Below are 25,512 nucleotides of genomic sequence, written 5' to 3'. Positions count from 1 at the left end.
CGCTAACACACGTGACACGTCAATCATTGCCCCGGCAGCACTCGAAGCGAAAGCTATGCCACCTGTGCCGCGGGGACCAATAGCGCCAGGGTTTCAAAGTGGTGCGTTCCGGGAAAAGCATTCACCATTGCTAAGCGCTGTATGCGGTAGCCGCGCTCAGACCACGCGGCGATATCTCGGGCAAAGGTAGCGGGATCGCATCCGATGTGCAGGACGCGTTGCGGCGCTGCCTCAGCAATTGCGGCCACCACATCCCGGCCAGCACCGGTGCGCGGCGGATCCAAAACCACCGTCGTTGGCTTTGGCAATTGGCTCGCTACCTGCTCCACCTTGTCGGTGCGAAAGTGCACGTCATACGCTGCAAGACCCGGCTGTGCCGCCGCAGCCGCCGGCGAGTAATCGACAGAAAACACGGTGGTGTGTCCGCCCTGGGGCGCCGTGGCCTCAGCCAGAGCAGGAACGAAAAGCCCTACCCCTCCATAGAGATCCCAAGCCACTGCGTCGACCGCGGATTCATCTGCGGCACTGCTTTCTCCCGCCTCCACAGCAAGCCACTCGCGTGCGAGACTGGTGTACACGTCAGGCGCGCCCACGTGCGCCTGCCAAAAGGCGGTGGCCGGGAAACGGAACTCGTGACCGTCGGCACGCTGCACGACGTCCTCGGTCGGGGCCTCGATTACTTCCCGGATAGTCTCTATGCGCCGGCCGCGCGGTGCTTTCCGTGTCTCGACGACGTGGCGGTTGCCATCGCTGTCCATGACCGCAATAACCTCCGCGCCAGGGCTAAAGGTGCGAGCACCAGGCCCCACCAGACCTGCGACGAGGCCCGGCACCAGCTGGCTGCACGCCACGTCTGTAATCAGCTCAGTGGAGCCGCGCTTGCGCACACCGGCACGGCCTTGCTTGTCGACGCCCAGCCGTACCCTCGTGCGCCACCCGCGCTGCGGTGCGACATCGATAGCCTCAATCTCGGGCACATCCTCAAGCCGGGCCACCCTATGTAGTTGATCGCGCAAGACGGCGGCCTTGATTCCTGGTTCCGCCGCAGGATTTAGCTCGGCGAAATCGCAGCAACCTGCACCGCGCTGTGCCGCGGGACACGAAGACTCGACGCGGTACTCACCTGGCTGGAGGACGGATATTATCTCCGCTTCCACGAAGGACTTCTTCGCCTTGGTAACTGTCGCCCTCACCTGGTCGCCCGGGAAAGCACTGGGGACGAAACACACGCGCCCGTCGGGCGCCTGACCGATTCCGACACCGCCGTGCCCCATGCGTTCGATGGTGGTGTCGAAGGACGCCCCTTTGACAACGCTTGAATCAGCAGCGTTGTAAGCACTCTCAGTCATGGATCCTCTCCTTGGTGTCTTCGGAGCTCTGTGTTCCTTCTACGCCCTGTGATTCCTCCACCGCGGCGTTGGCACGGCGAACCATCCAGACGGTCAAGATGGTGACGATGCCGGTGAGCGGCCACCCCATGAGGATGCGAACGATGCCGAGGGTGGTGGTGGCATCGGCGTCGTAAAGCGCGCGCTGCACCACGAAACGGGCGATGAAGACCGCGGCCCAACCCGCCGTTGCCAAGGCATAGGCTCGCCGTGCCTTCGGCACGATTCGCCACCCCATGCCATCGCCGTTGAGGCCTTTCCACACCACGCCGACAAGCGGCCAGCGCACGATGATGGAGACAACCGCCACGATAAACAGCACGAGCGACATCCAAATTCCATAAAGGAAGTAGCCCTTGGCGTCTCCTGTAAACCACGCGATACCAGCGCAGATGGCGACACCCAGCAACCCGGAAAATGCTGGCTGCAACGTCTCTTTGCGCGCCAAACGCCACAGGCTGATGGCCAGCGCCACACCGAGCGCTGCGGCCAATGCAGGCCCCAGGCCCCACATGTTGTTAACCGGAATGAGCACCAGCACGGGCAGGGTCGCAGACACCAGACCGGTCAGGCCTCCCATTTGTTCGAGCAGCGACGGTTCTGCCTCAGGCGCTGGAGTCGCTGCTGCAGTCTGTTGTGGTGTCTCAGTATTCGTGGAGTCCATGGAGGCCTCAGAGGCGGGCGTCGTGCCGTGTTCGGTGGTATCGCGCCCTTCGGGCGTAGGGGTGGTCACGAGTTTCAACAATCCTTTTCGGTAATAGCCGTGAGGGTCACGGCCAATGGCATAGGGCGCGCTACTTGTTCTCGTGGTCGTCGAGATTGCGCAATTGTTCGCGAGCCTCGGCCTCCGCGCCGCTTTCGGCGCCCGCGGCATTATCCGCCGGCGCGGAGTTTTGAGCGCTGGATGGTTGCGCTGCCTGTTGCTGGCGCTCCTGAAGCGCCTGCTGGACTTGCTCAGCGAGCTGCTGCGGCAGCATCACGGGAAGTGAACTTCCGGCAAGAATCGGCTGCTCGCCGCGATAGATAAAGGTGCGCGCGACGACTTCGCGTCCTAGCTGCGCTAGCTCCTCTTCCTTGCCCGCAGGAGCTGCCAAGGTCAAACGGTACATCCACCGCGGCCCTTCCACACCAATGATTCGGATCCCGCCCTTATCACTGGTGCCGACGATTTCAGAACCCCAAGGACCATCCTCCGGATGCGCTGTAAACCCATCTGCTTCCAAACCCTTGACGATGTCCTTGGCAGATTCCGCCCACTGCCCCGGCGTGCGCGGCGCGGCGAAGGCCACGGGCGTCATGCGTCCGTGCGGCGTAAGAATGTGGAGCATACGAGGGCCGTCTGGGCCCATTTCCACCTGAACCTGCGAGCCCTTCGGCAGCGGGATGCGCATCGAGCCAAGGTCCAAAAGGCCGACGGAGAAGTCCTCGAAGTTGAACTCGGCGATATCCACGTTGTCGCCGTCGTAGGGGCCCATCTCACCGTTGATGGCGTCGTGCGCCACGGCTTTTACCCCGGCAGCACCTTCGACGTCATCCTGATCCTCGCGGACCAGCCCTGCACTGGCTTGTACAGGCCCCTCAGCGGTCGAACTTTCTCCGGCCTCCGTTGCCAAGCTCTCCGCCGACGCTGGTTCGGCCGTTGCTTCTTTTACTTCTTTGTCCGCGGCATCAGTGCGGACGGTGGTGTTCTTGTCCTGGCTTTCGTCCTTGCCAGCATCCTTCTTCTTTTTGCCAAAGGGCCACATCGCCATGGTTTTGCGCCTTCCTCATTCTGTGTCTTGTGCCGGATAACTTGTGTTTGTCGGATGTGGGGTTGCTCGGTATGGCCCGCGCACGCGCAGGCTTTGCCGCAAGCAACTGATTCAGTTGACGCCAGTGGATCCGTACCCGCCGTCGCCGCGAGCGGTGTCATCGAGTTCCTCGACTTCGCGGAAGCCCACGAGCTCCACTCGTTGGACAACAAGCTGGGCAATTCGCATCCCGCGCTCGACCTCAAAGGTCTTATCGGGATCGTGATTAATAAGGCACACCTTAATCTCACCGCGATACTCCGCATCGATGGTGCCCGGCGTGTTGACCACGGAAATCCCGTGCTTGGCCGCCAAGCCCGAACGCGGGTGGACCAAACCTACCGTGCCGATTGGCAAGGCAAGAGCAATGCCAGTGCCGACGAGCGCGCGCTCTCCGGGGCGCAGAGTAGCGTCATGCGCGGCGTAGAGATCCGCGCCAGCATCGCCACGATGGGCTCGCTGCGGCAGCGGAAGCTCCTTATCAAGGCGCTTGATCTGAATGTCTCCGAATGGACTTACCGGATCTACAAGGGGGTGTTGCTCATTCACGCGGCCCAGCCTACCTTGTCCTCACCACCCCCTACCCCGAGGGATGGAGCTTTGTGCCGCGTCTACCGCGCTTACCCGGCACCTTTGGTTGCGTTGGGTTCTTCCCTTCCCCGACGACTAGACTCAGAGGCCATGACTTCGAATTCATCGCCTGTTTCCCCCACAGCGTCTGCTGAATCCCCCGTCATCCTCTATCGCGAGCGCCAATGGGTGCCGTGGTACTGGTGGTTTATGGCTGCGTTCGTCGTGGCGATTTCCACGGCCACGGTCAGCCTCAACCGCGGCATCATGTGGGTCATTATTCCCGCCATTCTGCTTAGTGCCATCGCCGTGTGGGTGCTAGTGACGTGGTCCAACACAGTAGTTCAAGTGGAGCAGGATGCCGATGGCACCCGGTGGCTCACCGTGAAGGGCGCACAGCTGCCTAGCGATGTTGTCTCCCGCAGTACCGCGGTGCCGGCCACCGCGCGGCGCAATGCGCTGGGACCACAGCTCGATCCGGCTGCTTTCCTTGTCACGCATGGCTGGGTTCCTGAGCACGTCATGCTCGTCCTCGACGACCCAGAGGATCCCACCCCCTATTGGCTCATCGGCTCCACCAACCCCGAAAAGCTCCTCGCGGCCTTCCTTCCAGAACAGGCAGCAGCCTCCGAGGGCTAAACATCGCGCGCAGGATAAACTGCTGCGCTAGGCGCAGTCCATGCAGACTGGCTGCCCATCCTCTTCGTGGTCGAGGCGCTTATTGGACTGCACCAGGTAGCACACAGAACAAGTGAATTCGTTTTCTTTACGCGGCACGACGGTGACATTGAGTTCCTCACCGGTCAGGTCCACTGACGGCGGCTGAAAAGCCTCGACGATTTCACCATCGTCATCCATGCCGTTGTTGTCGTTTTCAGCCGCCTTCAGGCCCTCGAGGGAATCGGTCTCGAGGTCGTCTTCTGCGCGGCGACGCGGTGCGTCGTAATCGGTGGCCATAATGCTTGCCCCTGTGAGTCAGATTGATTGGTACGTCTATTTATCGACGGCATCCTAAACCACGCAAGCCCCCGTGTCACACTCGCCCCGCGATGGGGGCACCAACCGCCCCACCCCTCTACCCCCTACCCTGCGAATTTTAATAGGATGAGCTGGGCATTCACCGTTCTTGGAGTGCTGGATATTTTTCTGAGTATCACTCCTCACACCCACCCACAATGCGGTCACTAATACGGGAGCGGCTGCAGTCACTAATACGGGAACGGCACAGTGCCGACTCCGCCAGCGATACGAAACTCACACTGTTGCCACATCAACGCCGCGCTCAACATAGACTGTCAGTATGACCGCGCAAGAAGCACAGCACCAGGACACGACATTGAGCCTTGAGCACCAGGGCCATTCCTTTGGCATTGATGTTGGGGGCTCCGGCATTAAGGGCGCCGAGGTAGACCTCGCGACAGGCGAGTTCGTCGGTGACCGTCTGAAGATCGCTACTCCCCAGCCCGCTACGCCGGAAGCCGTAGCAAAGGTAATTGCCCAAATCGTCGCCGAAAAAGGCTGGGACGGCCCCGTCGGAATCACGATGCCTGCTGTGGTGAAAGGCCAGGTGATTCGCAGCGCGGCGAATATTGACAAGTCTTGGATTGGCGTAGATGCGCAGAATTTGTTGAGCCAATACCTCGGCGCGCCCTTCACCGTGCTTAACGACGCCGACGCGGCCGGCCTCGCCGAAGTGGCCTACGGTGATGACATTGCGCGTTCGGGCCCCGTCATCTTCCTGACCCTGGGCACGGGCATCGGCTCCGCATTCCTTCTGGACGGCCAGCTTTTCCCCAATACGGAGATTGGCCACCTTATCGTTGGTGAGAAGGAAGCAGAGCACCAGGCATCGTCCGCGGTCAAGGAACGTGAAGGTCTCAAGTCCAAGCAGTGGGCAAAGCGCGTCAACCGCGTACTCCACGAGTATGAAGCGCTGTTTAACCCTTCAGCCTTTGTGATCGGTGGCGGAATCTCCCGCAAGTTCGACAAGTGGGGCGAGCACCTCAAAATTGAAACACCGGTCGTTGCTGCTCAGCTCCGCAATCGCGCGGGCATCGTGGGCGCGGCAATGGCGGCAAAGGAAGGAATTCGCCCCTAATCTATATCGTCCCAGCGTTCCCTAGTTGACCCCAGTCACCGCCTGTTGACAAAAATGATCTATACTGGGCTGTCGATTATCGAATATCCAGCGGCGCGCCTCCCTCGCTCATCTCGGAGGCGGGCTAGCATCGGGGACTAGTCGCGACAAACTTGCGCGTCCCCATATTTTCCACTCAGAGAGCAAGTCGAAAGGGCGTACGTGGCAGCCACTGATTCTTCAGACCAGGTACTCGGCGAGGACAAGAGCACCTCCGAGACATCTGCACCTGCACAGAAGACCGCCAAGAAGACGGCAAAAAAGACCGCTAAGAAGACGGCCAAGAAAACCGCGAAAAAGACTGCGAAGAAGACCGCCAAGAAAACGGCTAAGAAGACGGCCAAGAAAGCAACGAAGAAAACTACTCGCAAGTCCGCCCAGAAGGCCGCGAAAAAGACGGCCAAGAAGACGGTGCGCAAGTCGGCGGCAAAGAAGGCAACCTCGCCGGAAAGCGCCGAGTCTTCGGAGGACCTCGCAGAGGATCAGACCGATGAGTTGGACGCCGAGACGTCCGATGACGCCGACATCGACTTCGATCCGGACAACGCGGAGATGGACGAGGACGACGAGTTCGGTGACGATGATGACGATTTGGAGGATGAGGACTCCGAGGACGAAGAGGAGGATGGCTCCTCCGTCTGGGATGAGGATGAATCCGCTGCCCTGCGTCAGGCCCGTAAAGACGCGGAGCTGACTGCTTCGGCCGACTCTGTCCGCGCCTACCTCAAGCAGATCGGTAAAGTCGCCCTACTCAACGCCGAGCAGGAGGTCTCCCTGGCCAAGCGCATCGAGGCAGGCCTCTACGCTCAGTACCGTATGGACGAGATGGAGAAGGCTCGCGCCGAAGGCGACAAGGCCGCCAAGCTCTCCCCCATGGAAAAGCGCGACATGCGCGCCATCGCTCGTGACGGCCGCAAGGCGAAGAACCACCTCCTCGAGGCAAACCTGCGCCTCGTGGTGTCCTTGGCTAAGCGCTACACGGGCCGCGGCATGGCCTTCCTGGATCTCATCCAAGAAGGCAACCTGGGTCTAATCCGCGCCGTTGAGAAGTTCGACTACACCAAGGGCTATAAGTTCTCCACTTATGCCACCTGGTGGATCCGCCAGGCCATTACTCGCGCCATGGCTGATCAGGCTCGTACCATCCGCATCCCGGTGCACATGGTGGAAGTCATCAACAAGTTGGGCCGCATTCAGCGCGAGCTGCTGCAGGACTTGGGCCGCGAGCCCACCCCGCTGGAGCTGGCGAAGGAAATGGATATCACCGAAGAGAAGGTGCTGGAGATCCAGCAGTATGCCCGTGAGCCCATTTCTCTGGACCAGACCATCGGTGATGAGGGCGACTCCCAGCTCGGTGACTTCATTGAGGATTCCGAAGCGGTCATTGCTGTCGACGCTGTGTCCTTTACCTTGCTGCAGGATCAGCTCCAGGACGTGCTCACGACGCTCTCCGAGCGAGAGGCCGGCGTGGTTCGTCTGCGCTTCGGCCTGACCGATGGCATGCCGCGCACTTTAGACGAAATCGGCCAAGTCTACGGCGTTACCCGCGAGCGTATTCGCCAGATCGAGTCCAAGACGATGTCCAAGCTGCGCCACCCATCACGCTCTCAGGTGTTGCGCGACTACCTAGACTAGGGAGAGCAGAAAGATTTAAGCGGCGAGGAGGTTTAACCTTCCTCGCCGCTTCTTCTGTGCTCTGCGCGCTCTATGCGCATTGGATGGCTAATAATTTGGCCCCACGACAAAAATCAGTGCCATGGAAACGAAAGGAGCAATGTAGCTCCAGCCCACGCCAATGAGCATTCCCCACACCGCCATGCCGGTCCCCCTGTGCTCAGGGCGTCGCCCCGATCCGAGAATGAGCGCAGCAACGCCAAGCCCTGCTGCACACCACCCAGTGATCATGGTAAGCATCGACAGCATGAAGCCAACGGGGCTGATGAGGAGTGTCAGCGCGATGTCGATAAGTGGCGGAACGATAGCCAAGCCCAGTGCCCATGGGGCGAGCGGGTTCGGAGTGGATGGCCTTTCATAAGGCACCGGCGCATAGGAACCCGCATAGGAATTCGGATAAGCCTGCGGGTACGGAGCCTGGTACGGATCCGCTGCGTAGTAGTTTGGTTCCACATAGTCGGGCTGGGTCATGACTTCCCACTTTCGCGAAGACTCGGCTAGGTCACTGCCCGATATCTTATGCGAAGGCAGCGGGCGCAGTCCCCGCGTACGGGGGTCATTGCCCGCTGCTCATCGATTTCCCAGGAGCCCTAGCCGTCGAGCCCCAGCTCTATGCCCGTAGCAATCCGGTCAATGACCTCTTTATCAGCAGCGTCACCGCTGATAGTCACTGAAGCACCCTGGCAAGCACCAAGAGACATCAGCATCATTGCAGAGTCTGCTTCCACCTCTTCGCCATCAAAGGAGAGGATAATTTCACCGTCTGCCTCTGCAGCCATTTCCGCGACCTTGGAGGCTGGACGGGCGTGAAGGCCCGCCTTATCAGCCACGGTCACTGTCAGGGAATATCTATCTGGGTTTGTTTCGGGCTCGTCTTTATCCACTGGATCAGCGGCGGCAGACTGCTTCGGCACGAAGACCTCGATGGCCCGTTCCGCAGCTCTGACGACGGCCGCAAGGTCATCGCCTTGTTGGGCGGCGGTGGCTGCGGCAACGGCAGCCTCGACTAGTGGGGCATCCACAAACTGAACTTGTTCTTCATCAAGGAACTCAAGAACAGACTCAACGGTCATCGTGGCCGAGCCCAAGTCCGTGAGGACGACAACGCCGAGACCTTGGCCGAGGGCATGGCTGATGGCGCCTTCGATGTAGTCGTAGGAAGTTCCGATACCGCCGTCTTCCAAGCCGCCGGCGGGAAGGATGGTCACATCAGCGGCCATTTGTCCGGCAAGCTCTGCTAGGCCTTCAGCGAGCTTGGCCGAATGCGATACAAGGACAAGCCCAACGCGCGGTTGTGTCATGTTTTATGCCTCCTTCGTTGAAGTCTCGGCAGCGTCGGCAGCCGCGGCCAGGAACAGAGCCGAGGACGTAGCACCCGGATCCTTGTGCCCAGCAGAGCGCTCCCCAAGATAGGAAGCGCGGCCCTTCGTTGCCACCATCGGAATGGTATCCTCCGCGCCGGTTGCTGCGGCGTCAGCAGCCGCGCTCACAACCTCAGCGGGACTCAGCGCGGCATCCGCCGCTTCACGGGCAGCTCGTGCGGCCGGCGCCCAGGCGTCGACCATCGTCTTCTCCCCTTCCGCGGCCTTGCCGCGCGCAGTAATCCCCTCAAGCGCAGCCTCGATTAGACCGGCCACCGTGGGCGCATCAATCGCCCCGGAACCGGCAGCCTTAGACGCACGCAAGAAAGCGGTCCCTAGCAACGGCCCGGAGGCGCCGCCAACGGTGGACATGAGTGTCTTTGCCGTCAGTTTCAGAACATCAGCGACGGTAGAATCCTCTGGGGAAATTTCCGCGCCCATCTTCTCCACGACGGCGCGGAAGCCGCGATCGACGTTTTCACCGTGGTCGCTGTCTCCAATGGCGCGGTCAAGCTCGATGAGCTCCTCGCGGTATTCATGCGCAGCTGCAGCACAATTATTCATCCACGCTAATGCCCAGTCGGTTGAAAGAGTTACATCATTTGTCATAGTTACACTCCTTGGCGTAGTGCGGCGGTGTGGCAGGGGGCGTCGAAAAGCGCAAGGTCTTCGTCGTCGGCGCGCATAACGCTCACGGAGCACCCGGCCATATCCAGACTCGTAACGAAGTTGCCCACAAGGGAGCGTTCAATGCTCACCCCCGCCTCCTTTAAGCGCTGAGCTACCCGACGGTAAACCACGTAAAGCTCAGAGGCCGGGGTGGCTCCCATGCCGTTGACAACGACGATGGTGCGCTCGCCTTCGCTCAGCTTAAGGTCTGCCAGGACGGGATCAAGCAAGTGGTCCGTTACGTCGTCGGCCGAAACCAGCGGAATCTCCTTGCGGCCCGGCTCGCCGTGGATGCCCACGCCCAACTCAACCTCGTCTTCCCCGAGGTTAAAGGAAGGCTTGCCCACATGGGGCACGGTGCAGGCGGAAAGCGCCGCGCCCATAGTCGCGGTGTTTTCTACCACCTTTTTCGCCACAGCGGTCACCGCAACGAGATCATCGCCGCGCTCGGCCGCCGCACCGGCCAGCTTCTCCACCAACAGCGTTCCGGCAACGCCGCGGCGACCGGCTGTAAACGTAGAATCTTCCACCGCGACATCGTCGTCGACGATGACCTGGCTGACCTCAACATCATCGAATTCAGCCAGCTCTGCCGCAGTATCGAAGTTGAGCACATCGCCGGTGTAGTTCTTCACGATGTAGAGCACTCCCGCCCCAGCATTAGCTGCCTCGGTGGCTGCTTGGATGGCATCTGGCGTCGGAGATGTAAACATAGCGCCGGGCACGGCCGCGTCCAACATTCCATGGCCGACGAAACCGGCATGCAGCGGCTCGTGCCCAGAGCCACCGCCGGAGACAATGGCAACCTTGCCGTGTTCTTTCTTCTGTTTGCGGAAAACAAACAGCGGGTTCGTGTTGCGAGTGACAATGTCACCGTGGGCTAACGCGAAGCCCTCTACTGATTCGGCTACTACGTTGTCCGGTGAGTTGATGAGCTTTTTCATCATCTTTCTCCTTAGGTTTTCTTTGGCCTAGAGCACTCTTCTCACAATGCTGCCGAGCCTACCCTTCGCCACCGGATACTGTGCCGGATTCTACTGCGTCCGCGCAGCTACCACTTGCGCAGATAATCGATGCGCTCTTGCAACTGCTCAGCGTTACACAGCGCGGTAGGAGGTCCGCCGCAGGCCTTGCGCGCTTCGGTGTGGATGGCTCCGTGCGGGCGGCCGGTGCGCTGAGCGGTGATGGAGACCACCGTGTTGAGCTCCTTGCGCAGCGCGGAAATCTCATCCACCACGCCTGACTGGGATCCGGTGCTGCTTGCCGACGCCTCCGCCCCACGCTTAGGCGCATGCGGGGTGCCGTAGAGCTTGCGACGTTGTTCCTCCGCCGCCTCAGCAGCCCGGCGCGCCTTCTCCTCTGCCTCACGGCGATCCATCTCATCGGACTGTTTCTTGCGAAGGAGGTCCTTGACCTGGTCTGCGTCGAGAAGCCCGGGAATTCCGAGGAAGTCTTCTTCTTCGTCGGTGATATTGCCCGTGGTGAACTGCGAGCCGTTGTAGAGCAGGCCGGAGAATTCTGCTTCCGCGCCGAGGGACTCATAGGAAGGCTCGAGCATGTCCGGCTCGGACTTCTTCTTATTGGCGTCCTCGAGCAACTCATCGTCCCAGCCCTCCTTGTCGGGGTTCTTCTCCCCTCCGAGGACGTGGTCGCGCTGCTTCTCCATGTTCTCCGCCAGCCCCAGCAGGACCGGGACAGACGGCAGGAATACCGAGGCGGTCTCGCCCGGCATACGGGAGCGCACGAAGCGGCCGATGGCCTGAGCAAAAAAGAGCGGGGTCGAGGCAGACGTGGCATAGACACCCACTGCGAGGCGCGGTACGTCGACACCCTCGGACACCATGCGTACGGCCACCATCCACTCGTCGGTGGATTCGGAGAACTCTGCGATACGCGCGGAGGAACCCGGGTCATCGGAGAGGATGACGGATACCGGGGTGTTTGAAATCTGCTTGAGGATCTTCGCGTAGGCGCGCGCCGTCGTCGTATCGGTAGCGAGTACGAGGCCGCCGGCATCCGGCATGTTGCGGCGCATCTGCATCAGACGCGTGTGGGCAGCTTGAAGGACGGTGGGGATCCACTCGCCCTTGGGGTCCAGAGCGGTGCGCCACGCGCGGGCGGTCTGCTCCGGATTGAGGATATCGCCCAAGCGGGCCGCATGCTCCTCGCCGGCACTATCGCGCCAGCGGGACTCGCCGGAGTAGCTGAGGAAGACCACGGGGCGCACGACGCCGTCGGCAAGCGCATCGCCATAGCCGTACGTGTGATCGGAGCGGGAGACCAAGTGCCCTTCCCCGTCCTCCTCGTAGCGCACGAAAGGAATCTGGGAATCATCCGAGCGGAAGGGCGTACCGGTCAGGGCGAGGCGGTGTTCCACGTCGTCATAGGCCTCGCGCACGCCGTCACCCCAGCTCTTGGCGTCGCCGGCGTGGTGGATCTCATCGAGAATCACCAAGGTGCGCCGGGCTGAGGCCACCGCGCGGTGCTTAAAGGGGTGCATGCCTACCTGGGCGTAGGTCACCACCACGCCATCCATGGCGGGGTTGACTCCAGAAGAGTTCGTGAACTTCGGATCCAGCGCGAGCCCCACGCGGGAGGCAGATTCAGACCACTGCACTTTGAGGTGCTCGGTGGGCACCACCACGATCACGCGCTCTACGGTACGGTCCGCCATGAGCTCTGTGGCCACGCGCAGGGCGAAGGTAGTCTTACCTGCGCCTGGCGTTGCCACCGCCATGAAATCCTTCGGCTTGGTGGCCAGGAATTTATCCAAGGCCGCGCGTTGCCACACACGCAGCGAACCATTATTGGCAAATCTTTGTGCTGGAGTCTGTGTAGACACGGTCAGCGACTATCCCCCTCTAGTTATCCCAACATCCCGCTCTTGTGAAAGTCTTCGTTTTACGTCGACGCAATACTAAGCGTCGACGGCACGCTTAGCGGCGGCGCAGGCTCTTATATACGCGCTCGCAGTCCGGGCACACGGGCGAACCGGGCTTGGCTTGCTTGGTTACGGGGAAGGTCTCACCACAGAGGGCAACGACGTATTTACCGTTGACCGCGGAATCGAGGATCTGGTTCTTCTTTACATAGTGGAAAAACTTCGGGGTGTCGTCGTTGGTCGACGTATCCTCGCGGACATCAGGGCGTTCAATAGTCTTAGTCGTCGTACTCACGCCCACTATCATGCCGCATCGGTATCGAAGTTGGCGAGTCCTACCGCTACGCTGGTGGGCATGACCCCTTCGAACTCGCGCGATAACGTCCGCCATACCCCACGATCGGGGCGGCGGCGTGGGCGTCGATTCGGGCGTGAGGCTTACCTCATTACAACCGCCAAACTCGCTCCCGGCCAAGACCGGCATCGCCGCGAAGTTATCTACTCAATTTTGCAGTTTCTGCGCATCCCTTCGCTGCTTCTAGCTGGTGTCATGGTGTATGCCTGGCATTGGTGGATTGCCGCCGCCATCGTCGTGGGCGTCACCTTCCCGCTTCCCTGGATAGCCGTGGTCATCGGCAACGGGCGGGGGCAGAAGAAGGACAAACGTGACAAAGCGGTCTACAAGCCCGCACTCGCCCGACAGATGGCGCAAGCACAGCGCGAACAAATCACCAGCGGTGCTCACGGCGAACTTCCCGGCGCGCCCACATCGGAGGATTCCCCCTCGGGCACGAACGCGGAGAGTTCAACGACCACCACAATTGAGCACGAAGATTAAGAAGTCACCGTTTCCTTCCCCAACTATCAAAGGATATTTTTGTGAGCACCCAACAGCACTCCCCTTTCGGCCCGGCGATGAACCCGGACAACCCCATCGCAGACGTTGCGGAAGAACTAGCCCACGTCTTTGCTGAGGCAGGGTTGAGCGCGGATGGTATCGCGGGACACCTGGGGCCGGAGTACACCGAAGCGCTACATCGCGGCGAGCCAGCCGCCGTGGCGCTGGGAGCAAGCGGTGATTCCCGCCTGGACCACCTCATCCGGATCTTCCTGCTGCACGAACACGTACCGGCCACGCTGCTTTCCGACGTCCTCGGCGCACGCCTAGCCACCCGGCTGCTCGACTGCGGCGCGGTGCTTACCGACGAGCACGGCACCGCCTACGTGGCTTATGACATTCGGCCACACGTCATCGTGGGTAAGAACCGCATCGTGTTTTCTGATGTTGATGCTTCCCTAGTGGATCACGTGCCCGGCCCCGAGCACGTGTTGGGGGTAGGCTCTGCCAGTCTTTCCCTCTTGCACTCGACCCCGACCACACCCGTGTCCTCAGTACTAGACCTGGGCACGGGTTCTGGCGTACAGATCCTTGGGCAACTGGAGTCTGCTGAAAGAATTGTTGCGACAGACGTTCACGAGCGAGCCCTCCAACTTGCCCGCGCTACCGTCGCTGCTGCGGGCGCAGAAAACCGTGTTGAGCTTCGCCAGGGTTCTTGGTTCGAGCCCGTGCGGCACGAGAGCTTCGACCGAATCGTTGCTAACCCTCCGTTCGTGGTGGGCTTGCCCGAGGTGGGCCACGTGTACCGGGATTCCGGCCTCAATCTGGATGGAGCAAGTGAGCTTGTCATATCGCAAGCTGTGGAGCACCTCAATCCTGGGGGCACCGCACACATTCTCGCTGCGTGGGTACACCAAGGCGACAAGTCTTGGCAGCAGCGGGTTGCCTCATGGCTGCCGGATACCGGCGTGGCCGCGTGGATCATTCAGCGCGATGTGGCGGACCCTGCGCTCTATGTTTCCACGTGGTTGAGCGATGAATCCGTGGATGTTCGCAGTGCCGAAGGCCAGGAGCGTTCACGCCGTTGGCTGGAGCATTTCTGTGATCATGATGTCACCGGCATCGGGTTTGGCTTCGTGGCTATCCAGCGCATCGCAGACGACGAGCCCTCCGATGTTTTGGCGGAGACCATGGCGCAGCCAGTCATCGATCCGCTCGGGCCCGAAGTGGAGGAATACTTCGCTCGCATTGAATGGCTACGCAACCTGGTGCCGGGTGAGCTGGAAACAAAGCATGTGCAGCTGCGCCCAGGTGTCGCCCGCGAAGACGTTTCACTGCCCGACACGGAGCTTGGCATGGGCTTTGAGCGCGCAGCATTACGGCTCAGCCGCACGGACGGTCCGCGCTGGCAGCATGACGTCGACGAGCACCTCGCGGCGATCGTCGCCGGGCTCAATCCCCACGGGCTGAGTATTGGGGAGACCATCGAGCTCTATGCCGCCGCGCAGGGCTTTGAGGAATCCGAGTTGGTCAGCGCCGCGCTTCCAGCCATTGTGGATCTCATCCGCCATGGGCTACTCATCCCTACGGAACTGTTGGCGTTTAGCAACACTGAGTAGCCCTCTCCCTCCCCCAAGTCCCTCGCGTTTGTCATCTGAGAAAGAACTCCTCCCCAGAAAGGTCGTGCACTCGATCCCATGCGTGCTGTCTTAACCCGCGTTTCCGAAGCAACCGTCACCGTAGACAACGACGTTGTCGGCTCTATTTCCTGCCCGGATACCGGCGGCGTCTTAGCGCTCGTCGGTGTTTCCCGCGAGGACGTCGCGGCAGGTTCTGATTCCGGCACTGCCGAGGGACCAACCTTGGAAGAGCGGATGGACACGATGGCGCGCAAAATCGCTGAGCTGCGCATCCTAGAAGGCGAGACGAGCGTGGCCGACAGCGGTGCGCCTGTTCTGGTGGTAAGTCAGTTCACCCTTTACGGGCGAACGGCCAAAGGCAGGCGCCCATCGTGGTCAGATGCCGCACCGGGTGAAGCCGCGCAGCCGGTTATCCAGGGAGTTGTCGCTCGCCTTCGCGAGCGCGGGATCACTGTGGAGGAAGGCCGCTTTGGAGCGATGATGCGCGTCTCCTCCGTCAATGAAGGACCGTTTACCGTGCTCGTTGAGGTCTAGCTTCGGCGCGCCTCCCCCAAAATGGCCTAAAACCTCTCGCACATCCCGGGTGATTAAACATTTTTGGGCCCGTGGGAACTATCTGACGCGAAGGCCCGTTGTAGGGGATGAACCAAGCCGCAACTTAGGAGGCATGAGATGGCCACATCATCCGCTGCTAGCGTCCAGGACGAGGACGGACAGGAAGTTGACCGCGGCTCACGCCGTAACCAGACCAATGACAATCCCTCCGCGGACTTGGTCCGCGTTTACCTCAATGGAATCGGCAAGACTGCGCTGCTGAGCGCCGAGGACGAGGTTGAATTGGCGCAGACCATTGAGGTTGGCCTCTACGCCGAGTACAAGCTCGCCAATGCCGAGAAGCTAACTCGCGCGGAGAAGCGTGACCTGAAAATTTTGGCCCGCGAAGGTAAGAAGGCACGCTCCCACCTCTTGGAGGCAAACTTGCGCCTCGTGGTCTCCCTGGCTAAGCGCTATACCGGCCGCGGCATGCCGCTACTGGATCTCATCCAGGAGGGTAACTTGGGCCTGATTCGCGCGATGGAGAAGTTTGACTACGCCAAGGGCTTCAAGTTCTCCACATACGCAACCTGGTGGATCCGCCAGGCCATTACCCGCGGCATGGCTGACCAGTCCCGGACAATTCGCCTCCCTGTACACCTAGTTGAGCAGGTTAATAAGCTTTCGCGCATCAAGCGCGAGATGTACCAATCCCTAGGCCGCGAGGCTACGAACGAGGAGCTCGCAGAGGAATCGGGAATCGAAGAGTCCAAGATCGAAATGCTGCTGCGTCAGTCCCGCGATCCTGTCTCCTTGGATATGCCGGTGGGCACCGATGAAGAGGCTCCACTGGGAGACTTCATCGAGGATGCCGAAGCAACGGACGCCGAAACCGCCGTGGTTGCTTCCATGCGCCACTCCGATATCCGCTCCGTCATTGGTTCTTTGGAGGAGCGCGAGCAGGACGTCATCCGTTTGCGCTATGGCTTGGACGATGGGGTTCCGCGCACCCTCGACCAGATTGGCCGCAAGTTCGGTCTCTCCCGCGAACGCGTTCGCCAAATTGAACGTGAGGTCATGGCCAAGCTGCGCGAAGGAAACCGCGCCGATCGCCTCCGCGAATACGCACTCTAAATCTTTTATTCGAATCCTGGCATGAGCCATCGAGCCAGCTACCTGCTAGCCCAGCTGAAACAGCATTGTGGGCTTTGGCGGTCAGCGCTCGGTGGCTTTCGTCGTTCCACAAGGTCCCGCGAGGTTGCCGTGCCCCGTCGAACCCCGCCGGAGGCACAGCGCTGCGCGCTCAATACTTTCAATGAATGCGCTATTGTTTAAGATATTCTCTTAATACATCCTTATTACCGCGTCTAAACCTATGTGGCTACGCACCGCCCACAACGCAGAAAGGTAAGCCCACGTGAGGGACCTAGTTGACACCACGGAAATGTATCTGCGCACCATCTACGAGCTCGAAGAGGAAGGCATCACTCCCCTCCGCGCGCGGATCGCAGAGCGTTTAGAGCAGTCTGGGCCGACCGTATCCCAGACCGTGGCTCGTATGGAGCGCGATGGTCTGCTCCACGTGCGCACTGATCGCAGCCTCGACCTCACCCAACAGGGCCGCGAATTGGCAACCAACGTCATGCGCAAGCACCGCCTAGCTGAACGCTTGCTCACAGACGTCCTTGGACTGGACATCGACAAGGTCCACGACGAGGCCTGCCGGTGGGAACACGTCATGAGTGAAGAGGTAGAAAAGCGCGTCGTCGCGGTATTGGAGGATTCCTCGCGCTCACCATTCGGCAACCCCATCCCAGGCTTGGCACAGTTGGGCACGACCCCGGTGGAGCTCGACTTGGGAACCCGCGCCATCGACCTCCCCACGGGACAAGAAACTGAAGCCACCATCGTGCAAATCAATGAGGTGTTGCAGGCCGACAGCTCGACCTTCGATGATCTTTATTCCTGCGGAATCCAAATCGGTTCGCAGGTGACGGTGGTCAATGAGAGCGGAACCATTACGCTGACGACGAAGTCGGGCCATACTGTCGAGCTTGTCGACGATCTCGCCCACGCCATCCGAGTTAAGGAGAAGTAAGACGATGAAGCTGTTAGTTACCGGTGGTGCCGGATATGTCGGCAGTGTGTGCGCGGCAGTCTTGGTTGAAAAAGGCCACGACGTCACCATCATCGACAACTTCTCTACCGGCAACCGCGAGGCCATCCCAGAGCAGGCACGTCTCGTTGAAGGCGACGTCGCTGATGTCGCCCGTGAGGTGTTGTCTGAAGGTGGATTCGACGGCGTGCTGCACTTTGCGGCGCGTTCCCTCGTCGGTGAATCCGTTGAAGCCCCCGCTGACTATTGGCAACATAATGTCGTAACCACGCTGACGCTCCTAAACGCCATGCGGGAATTCGAGGTCACAAACCTCGTCTTTTCCTCGACCGCTGCAACCTACGGCGAGCCAGCGCAAGTGCCAATTACGGAGTCGATGCCTACGCAGCCAACGAATCCCTACGGCGCGTCCAAGCTCGCAATTGACTACATGATCACGTCCTATGCCACTGCCTACGGCCTTGGGGCGACCTCCTTGCGCTACTTCAATGTCGCCGGAGCCTACGGCACCATTGGAGAAAACCGCGAAGTAGAAACCCACCTCATTCCCCTCGTCCTGCAGGTAGCGCTGGGGCACCGCGACAAGATTTACATCTTCGGCGATGACTACAACACCGCCGACGGCACCGCGGTCCGGGATTACATCCACATCCGAGACCTGGCAGAGGCCCACGTCCTAGCGCTGGAGAGCAACGCCGCAGGAACGCACCGCATCTACAACCTTGGCTCCGGGGATGGCTACTCCGTCAAACAGGTCATTGAGGCCTGCCGCGAAGTAACCGGTCACCCCATCCCGGCTGAGCTTGCACCTCGCCGCGCTGGGGATCCCGCAACACTCGTGGCCTCTTCGGAAAAGATCAAATCCGAGCTCGGGTGGAACCCCAGCCGCACCGATCTGACCACCATCGTGACAGACGCGTGGAACTTCACCCAGCAGCTCGGCGAGCGGGCACATTCTGCGCATCGCTAGCCGCATCCTCTGAATGCTCCTCCCCTTCCCCTATAGCGTTTTCATAGGCTTTGAGGGCGCCTGTATGAATTGAGTCCCGAATCTTTTCGTGCAGGCCATGACGGTATGCCTGGCACAGGAGTGAGCCTAGGCGGTGGCTGGGAAATTCTTCCACGACGAGCTGCAATGCAGGACCCGCGAGGATATCCCACTCCTGTTCCAGCTGCGCCAGCGCAAAGAGAGTCAGCGCGTTTGCCCGCAACTCGCCGCCGAATGTCCGCGCCGCCGCCAGAAGGAGATGCGCTCCCTTTTCGCCCGACGTCGCGCACACGTTCACGACAAGGTCGCGCGTCCACGTCGTTGACAGCCACACAGCACAGGTTGCCAGCAGCTCACTGTCCTGCTCAGCCTCCTCCACCGACGCCACCTGGTGAAGCGCCCACCGAGCATCGTCGAGCAAGTGATCCAAGAGGTCCTTTCGTTTCTTTCCCCGCACAGCTGCTACCTGCGCACGATACTGCGTCGCCGTTTCTCGCGCTTGCCGTGCCAAGGCATCGGCTTCGGCAGCATCCAGATACTGGTTCCCTGCGGCAAAGACAGCAAAGAACTCCTCCCTATTGAGCTCCGGTACAACATTGTGGTCGACGCAAGAGCGCATCGAGGGGGCGTCGGTCAGCGCCGGTATTGTCCCCTCAACCCACTTCTTCATTGGCCCGCTTCCATCCGCGTTGACGGTTCCATGAAGCAAGACATAAGCCTCATGTTTGGTGATTTCCCGGGTATGCCACGCAGCGTCGACCTCCAGCCCGTCCTCGGCGCGGTCTAGGCCATATAGCCAGTGAGCCACCTCCCTGAGCTCGGTGAGGGGACGCTTCGAAATAAGGAATGCAAACACACCTTCGCGGGCGTGCTCGGCCAGTAACGGCGAGATGTCCGCTACTGCCCCTTGGGCATCAGCAATGTCGACGCGAGCAAGCGGGCCCATGGCTGGGCCTCGCGGGGTGGTATCGATAGCCATGAAAACCACCGATTCAGTGGGATAGAAGCCTAGGAGGCCAGGGATGTTTGCGAGGAGGTGACCTGGGGTCGTTATCGGTGGAGTGCGGTCTGTATGCGTTGAGAGTGTGTTCATACCTTGTAGCCTGAACCACACTTACCTCAGTTCGCTAGAGCACTAAGACCGTCCACGGCACATCTGTGGATAACGAGTCCGGGCTAGTGCGCAGTCCACTGGAAGTAGCCCGGTTTTCCACACCCAGCAAGTGGAATCCTGGCACAACCAGCCTCCATATGGCATGCTTGAACGATCATCACTGGTTCCCTGCGGGAGCCCCGCGTGTACGGACCAGCTTCGCGTTCGCCCCGGACGCCCAGTCGCCTCTGGGAATAGGCGGTAAGCCTTAAGCGTTGCATGTCACAGAACACTGATTGAGGTCGTACGCTCGAGAACAAGCACACGGCTAGAAGGAGGAGTCACAACCATGCAGGAAGAACAGCGCCGCATGTACGAGCTGGAGTACCCCGCTCCAGTGGTCAAGGATGATTCCACTCCAGGCGCAGGCCCCACAATGATCGTTGCCATGAATGGCTACGCCGATGCAGGCCAGGCCGTTGAAGCCAGTGCTGATCACCTCAAAGCCGCGTTGGAAAACCGCCAGCTGGCCTCGTTTAATAACGACGAACTCATTGACTACCGTTCACGCCGCCCTGCCGTCACTATCGACCATGACCGCACCGTGGAGATTGAGAACACGGATTTGGGCATCAAGGTATTGCGGGATAATTCCGGCACGCCTTTCTTGCTGCTGTCCGGACCGGAACCGGACTTGCGGTGGGAGGCCTTTACGGATGCGGTAGTGAACTTGGTTGAAAAGTTCGATATCAAGAACACCATCATGCTCTACTCCGCGCCCATGCCGGTGCCACACACCCGCCCCACGGTGGTCACTGCGCACGGCAATGCCCCGGAACTCCTTAACTCTATGGTACGCATGGAATCCACCATGATGGTCCCCGGCGCAGCCGCCCTGTATATTGAGCGTGCCTTGGATAAGAAGGGCCGCCGCGTGGCCGGCTATACCGCGCATGTGCCGCATTATCTGGCGGCCTCGCCTTATCCAGCGGCCACGCTCCGTCTTCTGGATTCGGTTGCCTCAGCCGTCGACCTCAACATTCCCTTGGGTAGCTTGGAGGCAGACGTGGCTCGCGTCAACCAGCAGCTCGAGGAGCAGGTGACGGATTCTGAAGAGATCGCGGGCGTGGTCCGCCAGTTGGAAGAGCAGTACGACGCTTATATGGAGCGCTACCGTTCCCGCCATCCGCAGGCCATTATGCCGGGTGAAGAGCACATGCCTACGGGCGAGGAAATCGGGGCTGACTTCGAGGCTTTCCTTGCCGGACTCGATGACAACCCGGATATCCTCTCTGAAGACATCGACGACCGCGAGGATAACTACGGGCGCGACGAGGGCCCCGGCTCAGACATGGACGATGACGTCTAACCTCAGATAAGCTCAGCACGCCGCGGCTGTCGAGGAGTCTCGGTCTTTCACAGCCGCAGGGCGGAGACTTATGCTCTAAGGCTTTCGCCTAAGGTGGGACGGGTGAACCTTTCTCAGATGTTGCCCGATCTCGCCGAAGTCCCCGAGTCGATGGTTGATGAGGCCATCTGGGACACGTTTTTATCGTGGACCTCCGGCCGTGGAATCTCGCTGTACCCGGCGCAGGAAGAGGCCTCTTTAGCTATCCTCGCGCAGGATAACGTCATCTTGGCCACGCCTACCGGATCCGGTAAGTCCATGGTAGCCAATGCCGCCCACTTCATAGCTTTAGCGCGAGGGCAGCGCAGCTTCTACACCGCCCCTATCAAGGCCTTGGTGAGCGAGAAATTCTTCGCTCTCTGTGAGATTTTTGGCCCAGAAAACGTTGGCATGATGACCGGCGATGCCACGGTGAACGGTTCCGCGCCCATCATTGCTGCGACCGCGGAGATCGTCGCCAATATTGCACTGCGAGATGGCGCGGAAGCCGCCATCGATCAGGTGGTCATGGATGAATTCCACTATTATTCCGAGCCGGATCGCGGCTGGGCCTGGCAGGTTCCGCTGTTGGAATTGCCGAAGGCACAGTTCTTGCTCATGTCCGCGACCTTGGGCGATACGACGTGGCTGGAGAAGGACTTAACTGAGCGCACCGGACGCACGACGACGCTCGTGGCTGGGACAACCCGCCCGGTCCCGTTGGACTTCTCCTACGTCTTTTCCGCTGTCCATGAAACCATCGAGGAATTGCTCGCTGGTGGCAAGGCACCTGTCTACGTGGTCCACTTCTCCCAGCGCGAGGCCTCAGAGCGCGCGCAAGCATTGACGTCGCTGTCAAAGATCATCACCTCAGAGGAGAAGGAGTCCATTGCCGCTGAGCTCGCGGGATTCCGATTCACCACGACGTTCGGCAGGGACCTGTCTAAGCTGCTTCGTAAGGGAATTGGTGTACACCATGCCGGCATGTTGCCGAAGTATCGGCGCTTGGTGGAGCGGTTGGCCCAAAAGGGTCTGCTCAAGATCATCTGCGGTACCGACACTTTAGGTGTTGGCATCAATGTACCGATCCGCACGGTGTTGATGACGGGCCTGGCCAAGTATGACGGAACCCGTCAGCGGATCCTCAAGTCCCGCGAGTTTCACCAGATTGCCGGTCGCGCCGGCCGAGCAGGCTATGACACGGAAGGCACGGTCGTCGTAGAGGCGCCGGAGCACGAGATCGAAAACGCCAAAGCGCGGCGGCGCGTGGGCGATGACCCGGCGCGCCTAAAGAAACTGAAGAAGAAGTCCGCGCGCGATGGCGAGGTTTCGTGGTCGGAACAGACCTATGCCCGGCTTATCGACGCCGAACCGGAGCAGCTCACTTCCCAATTCCGAGTCTCCAATTCCATGCTGCTCAATGTGCTCGCCCGCCACGGCAACGGTTACGAACACCTAAAACACCTGCTGCGTACGAGCCACAACACGCGTGCGCGCCAGAACGAAGACATCTTAACGGCGCTGAGCCTGTTTCGAGGGCTTCTCAATTCAGGCGTGGTCCAAAAATCCACCAAGGGCCTCGATATCTATGGCCGCCCTTACCACGTGGTGCGGGAAATGCCGCGCGATTTTGCCTTGAATCAACCTTTGGGGCCCTTCGCGTTGGCGGCGCTCACCTTGCTGGATCCGGATTCGGACACGTATGCACTCGACGTTATCTCCGTCTTCGAGGCGGTGCTCGATGATCCTCGCCAAGTCCTGATTGCTCAGCAAAAGCAACGCCGTGGCGAGGAGATCGCGGCGCTCAAAGCAGACGGGGTGGACTACACCGAACGCATGGCCATCGTGGAAGACATCACGTGGCCGAAGCCACTCGAAGAGCTCTTGGAGCAGGCCTACGACACTTTTTGCGAAACCAATCCTTGGGCCAAGGAATTTGAGCTGCGTCCTAAGTCCGTGGTTCGCGACATGCTAGAGAGCGCCATGACCTTCTCCGACCTTGTCGCCACCTACGGACTCGCCCGCTCTGAAGGCGTCATCCTGCGCTACCTCACTGATGCTTGGCGCACGCTCAAACAGTCGATCCCTGCCGAGTTCCTTACCGAGGAGCTCGAGGACATCATCGTCTGGCTCGGAGAGCTTATCCGCCAGGTTGATTCTTCGCTCGTCGACGAGTGGGCTGAAATGGCCGGCGAGGACTCCCCCATTTCCCAGGCGGATTTGGACCGCGAATTGGCCTTCGGCGTTGAGGATCCCACTGCCTTGACAGCCAATCAGCGTGCCTTTGGCATCATGGTGCGCAACTACTTCTTCCGGCTCGCGCAGCTCTTTGCCTTGGAGAAGGAAGATCGCTTGGCAGATTTGTTGGATTATTTGGAGGAGATCCCCGACTTTGGCCAAGCTCTCGATGACTACTTCGATGACTACGATGACATCGATACTGGGCCAGCAGCACGGGGCCCGGAGTACTTTGTCCTGGACAAGGGCGCCAAGGGCTCAGGGGCTCGTAGCGTCGGGGGTTCACGATCGTGGACCGTCCGGCAGATCCTCAAGGACCCAGAGGGGGACAACTCCTACCACATCGTTGGCACTGTCGATTTGGATGCCTCCGATGAGGCTGGTGAAGTCCGGCTGTCCGAACTACGCGTGGAATACTAGGGAATTTAAATACGCCCTTTCTTTGTTATTATTCTCCGTCAACCGCATATTATGCGTATGATTGGGGAATGAGTACGCCACAGCAGATAGACGAACGCCAGCTTTCCCCCATCCCCCACGCCAGCGCCGCGCCCGCGGCCGAGCATCTCACCCTCGGATCCTTCACCATGAAGGTTCTCAACGGCATCTCGATCGCCGTCGTCGTGTCGCTCGTCCCGCAGGCCTTGCTCGGCGAGTTGGCCAAGGCGCTGCTCCCCTTCTGGTCCGGCGCGTCCACAGTAATAGCGCTGACGGGTCTAGCCGCCAGCCTTTTACCTGTGATGATTGGTGTCCTCGTAGGCATCGAATTCAAGATGACGCCGATTCAGACCGCAGCCGTGGGCATTGCTTCTTTCTGCGGCTCCGGGGTGGCCACCGTCAATCCCGAAGGCGGCTTCTTCCTCAAAGGCACCGGGCTCGTCATCAACTCTGGATTAACCGCAGCCATGGCAGTTGGTTTGCTCCTCTTCATCGGCGATAGGCTCAAGAACTACTCCATCTTGCTGCTGTCCACCATTGTGACGCTCGTTGCGGGCAGCATCGGGTGGGTTATCACCTTCCCCATCGTCAAGGTCTTTACGCTGTGGCTTGGTGACCTCGTGAACGGTGCGACAACTTTGCAGCCGGTCCTCATGGGTGTAGTCCTCGCTGTTCTTTTTGCAGTCATGATCGTCTCCCCAGTCTCCACCGTCGGCATTGCTACCGCCATCTTTATCGACGGCATCGCCTCTGGCACCGCCAACCTCGGAGCCGTTGCTGCGGGGTTCACGCTCCTCGTTGCCGGCTGGCGCGTCAACGGCTTCGCCACCTCCATCCTGCATGTTCTGGGCTCTCCCAAAGTGCAGATGGCCAACATGTTGTCCAAGCCTGTCACCTTCCTTCCCGTTATTTGCTCCGCCGCAATCCTGGGCGGCATTGGTGGCGCTCTAGGGATCTCGGGCACACCAATCTCCGCCGGTTTCGGAATTTCCGGACTCATGGGCCCGCTGGCGGCTCTCAATTACGAAGGGTGGGGATGGAGCGCCGGCAACGTGATGATCATTACCTTCGTTTATGTCGTACTTCCCCTCGCCCTTGCGCTGCTCTTTTGCTGGCTCTTTGAAAAGGTTCTGCACTTAACCAAATCTGAATACTTTTCCCTCGATTTCAAGTAGCGACATGGGGAGTACAGTGGGCGCCACTATGACTAACCCAAAATCCCCAGCCACCAGCATCCACCTTGCCGGCGTTCGTTTTGAGACGCATGAGGACTCAGTCACTGTGCATTGGCTCCTCGGAGGCATGCCCCACCACCGTGACGTCGTCTTTAAGCTGCACACCCTCGACCTTCAGCTCATCGCCCACTTCGAGCAAGCCAACCTCAGCTCGATGGAGATCGCTTCATACGGAGAAGACACGAGGGACGCCCACCGTCCAGTTGATTATCAATACAACTACTCCCCCGAGGCACTCGCAATCACGCTGCCCACCGCCCACTTTAATCTAAAAGAGGAAGTCTTCACGATGGGCCTGTCAGTGGACGGCATCCCCTGCGGTGAGTGGACGGGAACGATTACCTAAGCCTTCACTCCCTACACACAGCGAAGCCTATACACGCTTTACAGGACTCTGACCAGCGACGATACTGGAGTAAGAGCAGTTCTCTAGGATTCAAGGAGCTGGAAATGGCACACCATGCCAATGAGCCCCATGGCGATTCACACAACGCGCGGTTAAATGGCCCTTCCGGTTTTAGAGTGCGTTGATTTT

General features: G+C 60.0%; 25 protein-coding genes. 13 read left to right on the top strand and 12 right to left on the bottom strand.

Annotation, left to right across the window (positions count from 1 at the left end):
* Positions 1–53 precede the first annotated feature (53 nt).
* The 4 genes from HMPREF2822_RS05495 to dut form a co-directional block, all read right to left on the bottom strand.
* Entirely contained in the window at positions 54–1,349 is a 1,296-nt protein-coding gene (locus tag HMPREF2822_RS05495; RefSeq protein WP_070522045.1) for a class I SAM-dependent RNA methyltransferase, read from the bottom strand.
* Positions 1,342–2,052 carry a DUF3159 domain-containing protein gene (locus tag HMPREF2822_RS05490; RefSeq protein WP_180952040.1) on the bottom strand — a complete coding sequence of 237 codons (711 nt, stop codon included), beginning with the start codon at positions 2,050–2,052 and terminating at the stop codon, positions 1,342–1,344. Before HMPREF2822_RS05490 ends, HMPREF2822_RS05495 begins: the two co-directional genes overlap by 8 nt.
* Positions 2,053–2,182: 130 nt before the next feature.
* On the bottom strand, positions 2,183–3,139 hold the full coding sequence (locus HMPREF2822_RS05485; protein ID WP_070522039.1) for a DUF3710 domain-containing protein: 957 nt from the start codon (positions 3,137–3,139) through the stop codon (positions 2,183–2,185).
* Positions 3,140–3,250: 111 nt separating this feature from the next.
* A complete protein-coding gene (gene dut / locus HMPREF2822_RS05480; protein ID WP_070522035.1) occupies positions 3,251–3,727 on the bottom strand; it encodes a dUTP diphosphatase in 477 nt (158 codons plus the stop codon).
* A 132-nt stretch (positions 3,728–3,859) separates the two neighbouring features.
* On the opposite strand from dut, the gene HMPREF2822_RS05475 reads away from it, so the two are divergent.
* A complete protein-coding gene (locus tag HMPREF2822_RS05475; protein WP_070522033.1) occupies positions 3,860–4,387 on the top strand; it encodes a DUF3093 domain-containing protein in 528 nt (175 codons plus the stop codon).
* Positions 4,388–4,414: 27 nt separating this feature from the next.
* Here HMPREF2822_RS05475 and HMPREF2822_RS05470 read toward each other — a convergent pair whose 3' ends face one another.
* Entirely contained in the window at positions 4,415–4,705 is a 291-nt protein-coding gene (locus HMPREF2822_RS05470) for a DUF4193 domain-containing protein (protein ID WP_070522030.1), read from the bottom strand.
* Between the two features lie 343 nt (positions 4,706–5,048).
* On the opposite strand from HMPREF2822_RS05470, the gene ppgK reads away from it, so the two are divergent.
* Positions 5,049–5,846, top strand: a complete 798-nt coding sequence (ppgK, locus tag HMPREF2822_RS05465; RefSeq protein WP_070522027.1) for a polyphosphate--glucose phosphotransferase — start codon at positions 5,049–5,051, stop codon at positions 5,844–5,846.
* 201 nt (positions 5,847–6,047) lie between these two features.
* A complete protein-coding gene (locus HMPREF2822_RS05460; RefSeq protein ID WP_070522024.1) occupies positions 6,048–7,520 on the top strand; it encodes an RNA polymerase sigma factor in 1,473 nt (490 codons plus the stop codon).
* Between the two features lie 87 nt (positions 7,521–7,607).
* Here HMPREF2822_RS05460 and HMPREF2822_RS05455 read toward each other — a convergent pair whose 3' ends face one another.
* The 6 genes from HMPREF2822_RS05455 to HMPREF2822_RS05430 form a co-directional block, all read right to left on the bottom strand.
* The gene (locus HMPREF2822_RS05455; protein WP_070522021.1) at positions 7,608–8,030 is read right to left on the bottom strand and encodes a hypothetical protein; all 423 of its coding nucleotides are present in this window, start codon (positions 8,028–8,030) and stop codon (positions 7,608–7,610) included.
* 119 nt (positions 8,031–8,149) lie between these two features.
* Positions 8,150–8,860, bottom strand: coding sequence for a dihydroxyacetone kinase phosphoryl donor subunit DhaM (gene dhaM, locus HMPREF2822_RS05450; RefSeq protein ID WP_070522018.1), 711 nt, complete (start codon positions 8,858–8,860; stop codon positions 8,150–8,152).
* A gap of 3 nt (positions 8,861–8,863) precedes the next feature.
* The gene (dhaL, locus tag HMPREF2822_RS05445) at positions 8,864–9,529 is read right to left on the bottom strand and encodes a dihydroxyacetone kinase subunit DhaL (protein ID WP_070522015.1); all 666 of its coding nucleotides are present in this window, start codon (positions 9,527–9,529) and stop codon (positions 8,864–8,866) included.
* Positions 9,530–9,531: 2 nt separating this feature from the next.
* Positions 9,532–10,533: a dihydroxyacetone kinase subunit DhaK gene (gene dhaK, locus HMPREF2822_RS05440; RefSeq protein WP_070522012.1), complete on the bottom strand. Its 1,002-nt coding sequence runs from the start codon at positions 10,531–10,533 to the stop codon at positions 9,532–9,534.
* Between the two features lie 107 nt (positions 10,534–10,640).
* Complete coding sequence (locus tag HMPREF2822_RS05435) at positions 10,641–12,431, bottom strand: DEAD/DEAH box helicase (protein WP_070522009.1); 1,791 nt, start codon at positions 12,429–12,431, stop codon at positions 10,641–10,643.
* A 94-nt stretch (positions 12,432–12,525) separates the two neighbouring features.
* Positions 12,526–12,777, bottom strand: coding sequence for a DUF3039 domain-containing protein (locus HMPREF2822_RS05430; RefSeq protein WP_012715089.1), 252 nt, complete (start codon positions 12,775–12,777; stop codon positions 12,526–12,528).
* 48 nt (positions 12,778–12,825) lie between these two features.
* Between HMPREF2822_RS05430 and HMPREF2822_RS05425 the strand changes: the two genes are divergently transcribed.
* The 6 genes from HMPREF2822_RS05425 to galE all read left to right on the top strand — a co-directional run bounded on the left by HMPREF2822_RS05425 (position 12,826) and on the right by galE (position 18,568).
* Positions 12,826–13,308: a DUF3099 domain-containing protein gene (locus tag HMPREF2822_RS05425; protein WP_070522006.1), complete on the top strand. Its 483-nt coding sequence runs from the start codon at positions 12,826–12,828 to the stop codon at positions 13,306–13,308.
* Positions 13,309–13,385: 77 nt separating this feature from the next.
* Entirely contained in the window at positions 13,386–14,927 is a 1,542-nt protein-coding gene (locus HMPREF2822_RS05420) for a DUF7782 domain-containing protein (protein WP_198530958.1), read from the top strand.
* Positions 14,928–15,005: 78 nt separating this feature from the next.
* Complete coding sequence (gene dtd / locus HMPREF2822_RS05415) at positions 15,006–15,482, top strand: D-aminoacyl-tRNA deacylase (protein WP_070521999.1); 477 nt, start codon at positions 15,006–15,008, stop codon at positions 15,480–15,482.
* 138 nt (positions 15,483–15,620) lie between these two features.
* Positions 15,621–16,616 (top strand): sigma-70 family RNA polymerase sigma factor, encoded by a 996-nt coding sequence (locus tag HMPREF2822_RS05410; RefSeq protein WP_010190233.1) that lies wholly within the window; start codon positions 15,621–15,623, stop codon positions 16,614–16,616.
* 283 nt (positions 16,617–16,899) lie between these two features.
* Positions 16,900–17,580: a metal-dependent transcriptional regulator gene (locus HMPREF2822_RS05405; protein WP_070521996.1), complete on the top strand. Its 681-nt coding sequence runs from the start codon at positions 16,900–16,902 to the stop codon at positions 17,578–17,580.
* 4 nt (positions 17,581–17,584) lie between these two features.
* Positions 17,585–18,568 (top strand): UDP-glucose 4-epimerase GalE, encoded by a 984-nt coding sequence (galE, locus tag HMPREF2822_RS05400; protein WP_070521993.1) that lies wholly within the window; start codon positions 17,585–17,587, stop codon positions 18,566–18,568.
* Here the strand turns inward: galE and HMPREF2822_RS05395 are convergent.
* The gene (locus tag HMPREF2822_RS05395; protein WP_070521990.1) at positions 18,525–19,679 is read right to left on the bottom strand and encodes a DUF4192 domain-containing protein; all 1,155 of its coding nucleotides are present in this window, start codon (positions 19,677–19,679) and stop codon (positions 18,525–18,527) included. The two genes, galE and HMPREF2822_RS05395, sit on opposite strands and share 44 nt — an antisense overlap.
* A 349-nt stretch (positions 19,680–20,028) precedes the next feature.
* Between HMPREF2822_RS05395 and HMPREF2822_RS05390 the strand changes: the two genes are divergently transcribed.
* The 4 genes from HMPREF2822_RS05390 to HMPREF2822_RS05375 all read left to right on the top strand — a co-directional run bounded on the left by HMPREF2822_RS05390 (position 20,029) and on the right by HMPREF2822_RS05375 (position 25,323).
* Positions 20,029–21,048: a PAC2 family protein gene (locus HMPREF2822_RS05390; RefSeq protein WP_070521987.1), complete on the top strand. Its 1,020-nt coding sequence runs from the start codon at positions 20,029–20,031 to the stop codon at positions 21,046–21,048.
* Between the two features lie 102 nt (positions 21,049–21,150).
* Positions 21,151–23,724: a DEAD/DEAH box helicase gene (locus HMPREF2822_RS05385; RefSeq protein WP_070521984.1), complete on the top strand. Its 2,574-nt coding sequence runs from the start codon at positions 21,151–21,153 to the stop codon at positions 23,722–23,724.
* A 167-nt stretch (positions 23,725–23,891) separates the two neighbouring features.
* Positions 23,892–24,917 carry a PTS sugar transporter subunit IIC gene (locus HMPREF2822_RS05380; RefSeq protein WP_369815747.1) on the top strand — a complete coding sequence of 342 codons (1,026 nt, stop codon included), beginning with the start codon at positions 23,892–23,894 and terminating at the stop codon, positions 24,915–24,917.
* A 28-nt stretch (positions 24,918–24,945) separates the two neighbouring features.
* Entirely contained in the window at positions 24,946–25,323 is a 378-nt protein-coding gene (locus HMPREF2822_RS05375; protein WP_070522231.1) for a hypothetical protein, read from the top strand.
* The last annotated feature ends 189 nt before the right edge of the window (positions 25,324–25,512 follow it).

The organism is Corynebacterium sp. HMSC062E11 (assembly GCF_001811845.1).
In the GTDB taxonomy this organism is placed as follows: Bacteria; Actinomycetota; Actinomycetes; order Mycobacteriales; family Mycobacteriaceae; genus Corynebacterium; species Corynebacterium hesseae.
Note: the sequence above shows the minus strand (reverse complement) of the source record. Positions and strands in the feature narration are given on the sequence as shown.

Excerpts from the sequence above, each read along its gene's own strand:
- HMPREF2822_RS05495 (WP_070522045.1), bottom strand. The coding sequence starts at position 1,349 with ATGACTGAGAGTGCTTACAACGCTGCTGATTCAAGCGTTGTCAAAGGG.
- HMPREF2822_RS05490 (WP_180952040.1), bottom strand. The coding sequence starts at position 2,052 with ATGGACTCCACGAATACTGAGACACCACAACAGACTGCAGCAGCGACT.
- HMPREF2822_RS05485 (WP_070522039.1), bottom strand. The coding sequence starts at position 3,139 with ATGGCGATGTGGCCCTTTGGCAAAAAGAAGAAGGATGCTGGCAAGGAC.
- HMPREF2822_RS05475 (WP_070522033.1), top strand. The coding sequence starts at position 3,860 with ATGACTTCGAATTCATCGCCTGTTTCCCCCACAGCGTCTGCTGAATCC.
- HMPREF2822_RS05470 (WP_070522030.1), bottom strand. The coding sequence starts at position 4,705 with ATGGCCACCGATTACGACGCACCGCGTCGCCGCGCAGAAGACGACCTC.
- ppgK (WP_070522027.1), top strand. The coding sequence starts at position 5,049 with ATGACCGCGCAAGAAGCACAGCACCAGGACACGACATTGAGCCTTGAG.
- HMPREF2822_RS05455 (WP_070522021.1), bottom strand. The coding sequence starts at position 8,030 with ATGACCCAGCCCGACTATGTGGAACCAAACTACTACGCAGCGGATCCG.
- dhaM (WP_070522018.1), bottom strand. The coding sequence starts at position 8,860 with ATGACACAACCGCGCGTTGGGCTTGTCCTTGTATCGCATTCGGCCAAG.
- dhaL (WP_070522015.1), bottom strand. The coding sequence starts at position 9,529 with ATGACAAATGATGTAACTCTTTCAACCGACTGGGCATTAGCGTGGATG.
- dhaK (WP_070522012.1), bottom strand. The coding sequence starts at position 10,533 with ATGAAAAAGCTCATCAACTCACCGGACAACGTAGTAGCCGAATCAGTA.
- HMPREF2822_RS05430 (WP_012715089.1), bottom strand. The coding sequence starts at position 12,777 with ATGATAGTGGGCGTGAGTACGACGACTAAGACTATTGAACGCCCTGAT.
- HMPREF2822_RS05425 (WP_070522006.1), top strand. The coding sequence starts at position 12,826 with ATGACCCCTTCGAACTCGCGCGATAACGTCCGCCATACCCCACGATCG.
- HMPREF2822_RS05420 (WP_198530958.1), top strand. The coding sequence starts at position 13,386 with ATGAACCCGGACAACCCCATCGCAGACGTTGCGGAAGAACTAGCCCAC.
- dtd (WP_070521999.1), top strand. The coding sequence starts at position 15,006 with ATGCGTGCTGTCTTAACCCGCGTTTCCGAAGCAACCGTCACCGTAGAC.
- HMPREF2822_RS05410 (WP_010190233.1), top strand. The coding sequence starts at position 15,621 with ATGGCCACATCATCCGCTGCTAGCGTCCAGGACGAGGACGGACAGGAA.
- galE (WP_070521993.1), top strand. The coding sequence starts at position 17,585 with ATGAAGCTGTTAGTTACCGGTGGTGCCGGATATGTCGGCAGTGTGTGC.
- HMPREF2822_RS05395 (WP_070521990.1), bottom strand. The coding sequence starts at position 19,679 with ATGAACACACTCTCAACGCATACAGACCGCACTCCACCGATAACGACC.
- HMPREF2822_RS05390 (WP_070521987.1), top strand. The coding sequence starts at position 20,029 with ATGCAGGAAGAACAGCGCCGCATGTACGAGCTGGAGTACCCCGCTCCA.
- HMPREF2822_RS05380 (WP_369815747.1), top strand. The coding sequence starts at position 23,892 with ATGAAGGTTCTCAACGGCATCTCGATCGCCGTCGTCGTGTCGCTCGTC.
- HMPREF2822_RS05375 (WP_070522231.1), top strand. The coding sequence starts at position 24,946 with ATGACTAACCCAAAATCCCCAGCCACCAGCATCCACCTTGCCGGCGTT.